8 protein-coding genes are annotated in these 9,923 nt (G+C 67.0%); all 8 read left to right on the forward strand.

Going from position 1 to position 9,923, the window contains the following annotated elements; genetic code table 11:
- The first annotated feature begins 4 nt into the window (after positions 1 to 4).
- The 8 genes from V9L21_RS11305 to mgtA all read left to right on the forward strand — a co-directional run bounded on the left by V9L21_RS11305 (position 5) and on the right by mgtA (position 9,764).
- A complete protein-coding gene (locus tag V9L21_RS11305; protein WP_337311874.1) occupies positions 5 to 616 on the forward strand; it encodes a c-type cytochrome in 612 nt (203 codons plus the stop codon).
- A gap of 105 nt (positions 617 to 721) precedes the next feature.
- Positions 722 to 2,881 carry an indolepyruvate ferredoxin oxidoreductase subunit alpha gene (locus V9L21_RS11310; protein ID WP_337311876.1) on the forward strand — a complete coding sequence of 720 codons (2,160 nt, stop codon included), beginning with the start codon at positions 722 to 724 and terminating at the stop codon, positions 2,879 to 2,881.
- 8 nt (positions 2,882 to 2,889) lie between these two features.
- On the forward strand, positions 2,890 to 4,506 hold the full coding sequence (locus V9L21_RS11315; RefSeq protein ID WP_337311878.1) for an indolepyruvate oxidoreductase subunit beta family protein: 1,617 nt from the start codon (positions 2,890 to 2,892) through the stop codon (positions 4,504 to 4,506).
- A 35-nt stretch (positions 4,507 to 4,541) separates the two neighbouring features.
- Entirely contained in the window at positions 4,542 to 5,543 is a 1,002-nt protein-coding gene (locus V9L21_RS11320; protein ID WP_337311880.1) for a Bug family tripartite tricarboxylate transporter substrate binding protein, read from the forward strand.
- A gap of 19 nt (positions 5,544 to 5,562) precedes the next feature.
- Positions 5,563 to 5,982, forward strand: coding sequence for an acyl-CoA thioesterase (locus tag V9L21_RS11325; RefSeq protein ID WP_337311882.1), 420 nt, complete (start codon positions 5,563 to 5,565; stop codon positions 5,980 to 5,982).
- Between the two features lie 61 nt (positions 5,983 to 6,043).
- The gene (locus tag V9L21_RS11330) at positions 6,044 to 6,256 is read left to right on the forward strand and encodes a hypothetical protein (RefSeq protein ID WP_337311884.1); all 213 of its coding nucleotides are present in this window, start codon (positions 6,044 to 6,046) and stop codon (positions 6,254 to 6,256) included.
- A 358-nt stretch (positions 6,257 to 6,614) separates the two neighbouring features.
- Positions 6,615 to 6,824, forward strand: a complete 210-nt coding sequence (locus V9L21_RS11335; RefSeq protein ID WP_337311886.1) for a hypothetical protein — start codon at positions 6,615 to 6,617, stop codon at positions 6,822 to 6,824.
- Positions 6,825 to 7,037: 213 nt separating this feature from the next.
- Positions 7,038 to 9,764 (forward strand): magnesium-translocating P-type ATPase, encoded by a 2,727-nt coding sequence (mgtA, locus tag V9L21_RS11340; protein WP_337311888.1) that lies wholly within the window; start codon positions 7,038 to 7,040, stop codon positions 9,762 to 9,764.
- Positions 9,765 to 9,923 lie beyond the last annotated feature (159 nt).

Raw genomic sequence — 9,923 nt, forward strand, 5'->3', positions numbered from 1 at the left:
AGCCATGGCCATGACGCTCCTCGCTTCAGCGGCGCCTTCCGCCAGTGCGCAAGGCACGCAGGCTGCGCAGGGCAGCTATGCGCAGCGCTATGCCGCGGTGTGCGCCTCGTGCCACGGAGCCAATGGGCGCAGCGACATGGCGGGAACACCGGTGCTCGCGGGCCAGCATTCGTTCTATGCCATCACGCAGCTGTTTCTGTTTCGTGAAGGCCGGCGCGACAACCCCGCCATGACGGCGGTGGCCAAGACCATGAAGGACGAGGACCTGCGTGGCTTCTCGGAGTTCATTGCCACGCTGCCGGCCGTGCCCGCACCGGCCCCGGCCGCGCCGCCCGATGCCGCCCGCATGGCGCGCGGGCAGGCGCTGGCGCAAACGCACCGCTGCGTGATCTGCCACGGCGCCGACCTGAGCGGCGGACAGCAGGTGCCCCGCATCGCACAGCAGCGCGAGGACTACCTGCAGATGACGCTGCACGGCTTTCGCACCGGCAAGCGGCCTGGCTACACGCAGGCGATGACCGAGGCCGTGAGCGGCATCCCGCCGGAGGACCTGGACACCCTTGCGTATTACGCGGCGCGCTTTCCCGGCCCAGCCGCCAAGCCGCCCGGCAAGTAGCCACCGATACCGCAGCGCAACGCCGGCGAAAAGCGCGGCGCGGGAAACGCGCGCCTTTGCCGCCAGACATTCAACCACCACATCAACCCATCGGAGCCGAATCTCTTGGAAGTTTCATTCAGCAAGGAAGTGCAATCGCTGCGCCTGGGCGCCGGCGACACATTCCACGGCGAGGGCATTCTCGCGATCACCAAGGGCCTGCTGCAATCGGGCGTGGCCTACGTTGGCGGCTACCAGGGCGCGCCGGTCTCGCACTTGCTCGACGTGATGGTGCAGGCCAAGACATACATGGACGAGCTGGGCGTGCACGTGGAGGCCTGCTCGAACGAAGCCTCCGCTGCCGCGATGCTCGGCGCTTCCATTCACTACCCGCTGCGCGGCGCCGTCACGTGGAAGTCCATCGTCGGCACCAACGTGGCGGCCGATGCGCTCTCCAATCTCTCGTCGCCCGGCGTGACGGGCGGCGTGCTGGTGGTGGTGGGCGAGGACTACGGCGAAGGGGCGAGCGTGATCCAGGAGCGCACGCATGCCTACGCGCTCAAGTCGAGCATGTGCCTGCTCGATCCGCGGCCCGACCTCGGCCAGATGGTGCGCATGGTCGAGCACGGTTTCCGGCTCTCGGAGGCATCGAACATGCCCTGCCTCATGGAGCTGCGCATCCGCACCTGCCATGTGCGCGGCAGCTTCGAGTGCAAGGACAACATCGCGCCCGCCGTGTCGACCCGCGCGCTGATGACCGAGCCCGCGGGCTTCGACTACATGCGCCTCGCGCATCCGCCGGTCACCTTTCGCCACGAGAAGCTCAAGGGCGATGAGCGCATTCCGGCGGCGCGGCGCTACATCGTGGAGCATGGACTCAACGAACTCATTCCGGCTGGCCGCCATGCCGATCTTGGCATCGTGGTACAGGGCGGGCTGTACAACGCGCTGATCCGCAGCCTGCAGCAGCAAGGCCTGGCCGATGCATTCGGCGAGACGGACATTCCTATTCTGGTGCTCAACGTGACCTACCCGCTGGTGCCCGAACAGGTGGCCGACTTCTGCGTGGGCAAGCGCGCGGTGCTGGTGGTGGAAGAGGGCCAGCCCGAATACATCGAACAGGACATCGCCACGCTGCTGCGCCGGCGCGACATCCAGACACCGCTGCACGGCAAGGACATGCTGCCTTCGGCGGGCGAGTACGGCGTCGAGGTGCTCGCGGGCGGCATCGGCGTGTTCGCGGCCAAATACATCGGGCCGGGCGAAGCCTCTTCGTCCGCCGCGGCCTGGCTGGCCGGCAACCGCGAAAGGCGCGAGGCCGTGGCGCGCCAGCTCTCCGCGCCGCTGCCCAACCGGCCGCCGAGCTTTTGCGTCGGCTGCCCTGAACGGCCAGTGTTCTCGGCTCTGAAGCTTGCGCAGCAGCAGACCGGTCCCGTGCACATTGCGGCCGACATCGGCTGCCATGCCTTCGGCACCTTCGAGCCGTTTTCGATGGGGCATTCGATCCTCGGCTACGGCATGAGCCTGGCAAGCCGCGCGGGCGTGACACCGATGATGAACCGGCGCACGCTGTCGATCATGGGCGACGGCGGCTTCTGGCACAACGGCCTGCTCACGGGCGTGCAGAGCGCGCTCTTCAACAGCGACGACGCGGTGCTGCTGATCTTCAAGAACGGCTACACGTCGGCCACCGGTACGCAGGACATCATCTCCACGCCCGACGACGAAATGAAGGAGCGTGCGGTCGACAAGCAGCAGAGCCTGGTCGACAAGAACCAGACCATCGAAGCCACGCTGACGGGCCTGGGCGTGAAGTGGATGCGCACCGTGACCACCTACGACGTGGAGCGCATGCGCAAGACGCTGACCGAGGCGCTCACCAGCGACTTCAACGGCCTGAAGGTGGTGATTGCCGAGGGCGAGTGTCAGCTGGAGCGGCAGCGCCGCATCAAGCCCTGGATTGCAAGCCTGCTCAAGAAGGGCGAGCGCGTGGTGCGCGTGAAATACGGCGTCGACGAAGACGTATGCAACGGCGACCACGCCTGCATCCGTCTTTCGGGCTGCCCGACGCTCACGCTGAAGGACAACCCCGATCCGCTGAAGGTCGACCCGGTGGCTACCGTGATCGACGGCTGCGTGGGCTGCGGCCTGTGCGGCGAGAACGCGCATGCGGCCACGCTGTGCCCCAGCTTCTACCGCGCCGAAGTGGTGCAGAACCCGAAGTGGCATGAACGCCTTCTGCACAGCCTTCGCGGTGCGGTGGTGCGTGCCCTTCAACCCGCATGAGTCACGCCATGGAACAGAGCCGACCCATCACCCTTCTCGTCTGCGCCCTGGGCGGCGAAGGCGGCGGCGTGCTCACCGAATGGCTGGTCGACATTGCCCGCCACGCCGGCTATGCCGCGCAGAGCACATCGATTCCCGGCGTGGCGCAGCGCACCGGCGCCACCACCTACTACATCGAAGTGTTTCCGGTGCCGCTCGCGCAGCTCGCCGGCAGGCGGCCGGTGTTCAGCCTGAGCCCGGTGCCGGGTGCGCTCGACGCCATCGTCTCTTCGGAACTGCTCGAGACCGCGCGCCAGATCGGCAACGGCATGAGCGCGCCGCTGCGCACGCTGGTCATCAGCTCTTCGGCGCGCATCTTCACCACGGCCGAGCGCATGCAGCCCGGCGACGGACGTGCCGACGCGCAGCACCTGCTCGACGTGGTCAAGGCCTTCAGCCGCGAGCACCATGTGTTCGACATGAACGCCGTGGCGCGCGAGGCCGGCACGGTGGTCAGCGCCGTGATGCTCGGCGCCATTGCGGGCAGCGGCCTCTTTCCGTTCCCGCGAGAAGCTTATGAGCACGTGGTGCGCGGCGGCGACACGAGCGCGCCTGAAAAGCTGAACAAGATGGCCGCGGCCAGCCTGCGCGGCTTTGCCGCCGCCTTCGACGCGGTGAGCGCGCCGCGCGCCCAGGCCGCCTTCGTGAGCAGCGTGATGGCCGGCGACACGGCCGACGCACCGCCACCGGCCCGTGCGCTGCCGGACGACGTGGCACGGCGCTTTCCGCCGGCGGTGCACGACATGCTCGCGCTCGGCCATGCGCGCGTGCTCGACTACCAGGACGCCGCCTATGCCAAGCTCTACGCGGCGCGACTGGCCAGGGTGCTCGATGCCGAGCGCGCCGCCGACCCGGCCGGCGCACAGGGCTTTGCCGTCACCCGCGAGGCCGCGCGGTGGCTCGCGCTGTGGATGGCCTTCGACGACATCGTTCGCGTGGCCGCACTCAAGGGTCGCGCAAGCCGTGCGCAGCGCGTACGGCAGGAAGTGCGTGCCGCCGATGAAGACATCGTGAAGGTGTACGACCACTTCAAGCCCGGCGCGCCTGAGTTCGCCGCGTTGCTGCCGTCCGGCTTGGCGCGCCGCGTGACCGCCTGGGACCGCACCCGCCAGGCGCGCGGCCGCGAGCCTTGGGCGCTGCCGCTCAAGGTGGGCAGCCACTCGGTGTTCGGCATGGCGTCGCTGCGCCTTCTGTCTTCGCTCAAATGGCTGCGCCGCCGAGGCCAGCGCTTTGCGGAGGAACAGGCGCTGATCGAACGCTGGCTCGCGGCCGTGGAAAGCGGCACGCGCGAAGCCTGGGCGCTGGGCCGGGAAGTGGCCCTCTGCGGGCGGCTCATCAAGGGCTACGGCAGCACCAACGAGCGAGGCAAGCACAACCTGCTGCACGTGATCGACGAACTCGCGAGCCGTACGACTTTGCCTGCAACGAAGCGCGCGGAGGCGATTGCCGCAGCGCGCGAGGCGGCCCTGGCAGACGAAGGCGGCAAGGCGCTCGACGCTGCGCTGGTGCGCCACGGCGCCGCGCCAAGGCCGTTGCAGGCGCAGCCTGTCCGCTGGATGAAGCGGCCGCCTTCCACCACCGCCTGATGCAATTTTCATAACAACCAAGGAGACACGACACCATGCCCCATTCCACCCTTCCCTGGCGACGCCGCCTTCTTTTGACCGCCGCCGGCGCGCTGCTGGCCTGCACGCATGCGCAGACGCACGCCCAGGCGCAACCCGGCGCATGGCCCGCGAAGCCGATCAAGGTCGTCGTCAACTTTCCGCCGGGCGGCGCCGCGGACCAGATTGCGCGCGCGGTCTCGCAGCCGCTGCAGGAGTCGCTCAAGCAACCCGTGGTCATCGAGAACCGTGCCGGCGCCAACGGCAACGTCGGCGGCGAATCAGTGGCGCGCGCGCCGGCCGACGGCTACACGCTGCTCATGAGTTCCGGCGGCATGGTGTCGGTGAACCCGCACCTGTATTCGCGCATGAGCTTCGACCCGGCGAAGGACCTGGTGCCTGTGGCCGCCGCCGCGCGCGTGCTTGTCTTTTTGGTGGCCAAGCCTTCGCTGCCGCCCACCAACGTCCGCGAGTTCATTTCGTACCTCAAGGCCAACCCGGGCAAGCTCTCTTACGGCTCGCCGGGCAACGGCAGCTCGCCGCACCTGGCGGGCGAAATGTTCAAGAGCCAGGCCCGCGTCTTCGCGCTGCATGTGCCCTACCGCGGCGCGGCGCCTGCGCTGCAGGACCTGCTCGCGGGCCAGATCGACTATGCGTTCGATCCCGGCATCGGGCTGCAGCAGGTGCGCGCCGGCAAGCTCCGGCTGCTGGCGGTGGGCAGCCCCCAGCGCTCGCCGCAGTTTCCTGATGTACCCACGCTCGACGAGGCCGGACTGCGCGGCTTCGATGCCGACACGGTGTTCGGCTTCTACGCGCCAGCGGGCACGCCGCCCGAAGTGGTGGCGCAACTCAACACGCAGATCAACCGCGCGCTCGCGCTGCCGGCCGTGAAGGAGCGCATTGCCGCGCTGGGCGGCGAAGCGTTGCCGGGCTCGCCGGCCGATTTCCAGCAGCGCGCCGCGGCCGATTCGCAGCGCTTCGGCGCGCTGATTCGCGACCGCAAGATCGTTGCCGACTGAGCACCGCGACAATGAACAGATGAGCAGCAGCAAAGAAATCACCTACACCGCGCGCGTCGAGTTCGGCGACTGCGACCCGGCCGGTATCGTCTGGTTTCCCAACTTCTTCCGCTGGATCGATGCGGCCTCGCGCCACTTCTTTGCGGAATGCGGCGTGCCGCGCTGGGAAGAAACCACCAAGACGCTGGGCGTGATCGGCACGCCGCTGGTCGACACGCACACGCGCTTCGTCAAGGCGGCGAGCTACGGCGACACGCTGCACATTGCGGTGCGCATTGCCGAGTGGCGCGACAAGAGCTTTGTGCAGACCTATCGCGTGACGCGCGGCGACGAGCTGATTCTCGAGTGCGAGGAGGTGCGCATCTTTGCGGCCAAGCGCGAGGGTGGCGGTATCCGCGCGGTGCCGATTCCGCCGGAAATTCGCGCACTGTGCGAATAGCTGCGCTACCTAGCGAGGGGCGAGCCGGCCGCTCTTACTCTCTCTTACTTAGAATGGCCTGATGAACCGGCACCTCCTTTTTCCGCTCGCCTTGCTTGTTGTTACCGGCTGCTCCTCGCCTCCCAACGAGGTGACGTCGTTTCGCGATGGCGCGCTGCGTGCCCCTACCTACGTGCAGGCCTCCGACTACTGCAGCGCACGAAATGCAACGCCCAAGTGGCTCGGCAGGGCGCCCGCCGAGTCGGGCGTGCTGTTCCAGTGCATCGCCAACTGAAGCCAGCAGGCCGCTCCCGCACGTTCGGAACCACCGCGCTGGCAGCGCGGAATATGCCGCCAAGGGTTGACGCGCCTCATGACGCAGTGCAACAATCGAGAGATCTTCACTTCGGAGCCTCGTGCGTGGACAGTGCCAGTTGGATCAGTGACAAGACGCGTGCCTCGGCAGGCGTGACACATCCGGCCCTCTAGCGCAGGCTCTCTTGCGCTGCGGCCGCCGTGCACGCAGCGTGACCCGTTCGCCAATCAGGCCAACGGTTCCCCCCTTCCGAATCCCGCCGTTCTGCGTCACTGACTTTTTCAGTCAGCTTGCGTGCGTCCGTGCGCGAGGCCCTTCATCGCGAAGGAGCCTTGCCATGCGTCAATTCCAATCTCGTCAGCAGCACCAGCAACCGGTGCAGGACAACACCGTTCGCCCGGCGGCGCACGTGCCTGCGCGCGAAGCAGCCACCAGGCAGGACCTCGACAACGAGATGCTCGACCGCGCCGCCGCGCTCTGGACTACGCGGCGCATCCGCAGCTTCTTCCTGCTGCTGGAACAACCCTCCCGCACCACGCAACGCTGAAGCAGTGCACTGCACTGCATTGCACAGCTCCGCACGCACGAATCAAGGAGGCCTTCCATGGACCCCGCTTCTCATTGGCGCCCCTGCGCGCCGCCCATGTTCCGACCCATCGATAACAACAGTTTGCAGCGCACCGCGCCGCAAGGGGATTCCCACGCCTGATTGACGCGGGAGGTTCTTCCCTTCGCGGCCCGCGCCGCGAAGGAAAAAAGAATGAAGAACGTCCTGAAGTCCGTTTTCGAGAGCTTCCTGCGCAGCCGCCGCATGCTGCATCACTTCGAGCGCTGGCAGACGATGCTGGGCTCGAAGCCCGTCGGCGTAGCCTCCGCGGCCATGCCGCCGGACATTGCGAAGGCGCTGGCCGCCGCATCGCATGCCGATGCAAGCGAGCTGCTCGCCACACTCGGCAGCTCGCCACAGGGCCTGAGCGAAGAGCAGGCACAGGCGCTGCGCAAGCGCCTTGGCAGCAACGAGGTTCGCCACGAGCAACCTTTGCCGTGGTGGACGCACCTGTGGCAGTGCTACCGCAATCCGTTCAACCTGCTGCTCACGGTGCTGGCGCTCGTGTCTTACGTGACCGAAGACATGAAGGCCGCACTCGTGATCGGCAGCATGGTGGGGCTGTCGACGGTGCTGCGCTTTTTGCAGGAGTCGCGCTCCAACAAGGCGGCCGAGCGGCTCAAGGCGATGGTGAGCAACACCGCCACCGTGCTGCGGCCGGCGCCCGGCGCCGCGAGCGCGCCGCGCGTTGAAGTGCCGATGCGCGACCTTGTGCCGGGCGACGTGATCGCGCTTTCGGCCGGCGACATGATTCCGGCCGACTGCCGCCTGCTGGGCGCCAAGGACCTGTTCATCAGCCAGTCCGCATTGACGGGCGAAGCCATGCCGGTCGAGAAATTTTCCGTCATCGACCGGAGCAGCCGCGAAGCCGGCGTGCTGGAGCGCGAGAACCTTCTGTTCATGGGCACCAGCGTGATCAGCGGCACTGCCACCGCTCTGATCGTGCACACCGGCAACCGCACCTTCTTCGGCGCGCTCGCGCAGCGCGTGGCCGCCGCCGACCAAGGTACGAGCGCGTTCCAGGCCGGCATCAACCGCGTGAGCTGGGTGCTGATCCGCTTCATGCTGGTGATGGCGCCGCTGGTGCTGGTGATCAACGGCGTGTCCAAGGGCGACTGGTGGGAGGCGGCGCTGTTCGCGCTCTCCATCGCCGTCGGCCTCACGCCCGAGATGCTGCCGATGATCGTGACGGCCACGCTCGCCAAGGGCGCGGTGGTGATGTCGCGCCAGAAGGTGATCGTGAAGCGGCTCGAAGCCATTCACAACTTTGGCGCGATGGACGTGCTGTGCACCGACAAGACCGGCACGCTGACGCAGGACCGCATCGTGCTAGAGCGCCATACCAACGCCTGGGGTGAGGCGTCGAACCGCGTGCTGCAGCTGGCCTACCTGAACAGCTTTCATCAAACCGGCCTTAAGAACCTGCTCGACAAGGCCGTGCTGAACCACGCCGAGATGCAGCCCGAGACCCGCCTGCAGACGGCCTGGCGCAAGATCGACGAAGTGCCGTTCGACTTCTCGCGCCGCCGCATGTCGGTGGTGGTGGAGAACGGCGGCAGCGAGCACCTGCTGATCTGCAAGGGTGCGCTGGAAGAGATTCTTTCGGTGTGCACCGCGGTCGAGCGCGGCGCGGAAGTGCTGGCGCTCGACGGTGATTTGCTGGCGAGCATCCACCGCGTGGCGTCGGAGCTGAATGCACAGGGGCTGCGTGTGGTGGCTGTTGCCAGCCGCGCGCTCAGAGCCGACGCCCGCAAACCCGCCTACGGCGTGGCCGATGAATCAGGGCTCACGCTGTTGGGGTACGTCGCTTTCCTGGATCCGCCGAAGGAATCGACCGCGCCTGCGCTGCGAGCTTTGGCCGAGCATGGCGTGGCAGTCAAGGTGCTCACGGGCGACAACGAACTGGTCGCGCGCAAGGTTTGCGGCGACGTGGGCATCGAAGCCGGCCATGTGGTGCTCGGCCGCGAGATCGAGGCACTGGATGACGCGGGGTTGCGCACGCTGGTCGAGCAGCACCAGGTGTTTGCCAAACTCACGCCGGCGCACAAGGAGCGCATCGTGCATGCGCTGCACGCCAACGGACACGTGGTCGGCTTCATGGGCGACGGCATCAACGATGCGCCGGCCCTGCGTGCGGCGGACATCGGCATCTCGGTGGAGGGCGCGGTGGACGTGGCCAAGGAGTCGGCGGACATCATCCTGCTGGAGAAGAGCCTGATGGTGCTGGAGCAGGGCGTGATCGAGGGGCGCCGCACGTTCGCCAACATGCTCAAGTACATCAAGCTCACGGCAAGCTCGAACTTCGGCAACGTGTTCTCGGTACTGGTGGCGAGTGCGTTCCTGCCGTTCTTGCCGATGCTGCCGTTGCACCTCTTGGTGCAGAACCTGCTGTACGACGTGTCGCAGATTGCGATTCCGTTCGACAACGTCGACCCCGAGTTCCTGCGCAAGCCGCAAAGCTGGAACCCGGCCGACCTGGGCCGGTTCATGGTGTTCTTCGGGCCGCTGAGTTCGGTGTTCGACATCCTGACTTACGCAGTGATGTGGTTCGTGTTCTCGGCCAACACGGCGGGGCACCAGACGTTGTTCCAATCAGGGTGGTTCGTCGAGGGCCTGTTGTCGCAAACACTCATCGTGCACCTGATCCGCACGCGGAAGATCCCGTTCCTGCAAAGCCGTGCCGCCTGGCCGCTGCTGGCAATGGGCGCGGCCATTGCCGCGGCGGGCATCTGGTTGCCAATGGGACGGTTTGCGCACTACTTCAGGCTGCAGGCGCTTCCGCTGGCCTACTTTCCGTGGCTGGCGGCGATGCTGGCTGGGTATGCGACGCTGACGCAGGCGGTCAAGGGGTGGTATGCGCGGCGGTATGGGTGGCAGTGAGGTTTTGTCTTGTCTGTGCTTTGTCAGGGCGCTCTGTTTAGGGCACTGCTGTTCAGGGCTTGTGCAAAGGCCACCGGGTACCCCCCTCCGCGAATGTCCCCCGGGGCTGCGCCCCTCCTCCTTTATTTCGCTGCGCGGAGCACCCGATGCCCTGTGCAC

It is taken from the genome of Variovorax sp. CCNWLW235, from assembly GCF_037204085.1.
Lineage (GTDB): Bacteria > Pseudomonadota > Gammaproteobacteria > Burkholderiales > Burkholderiaceae_C > Variovorax.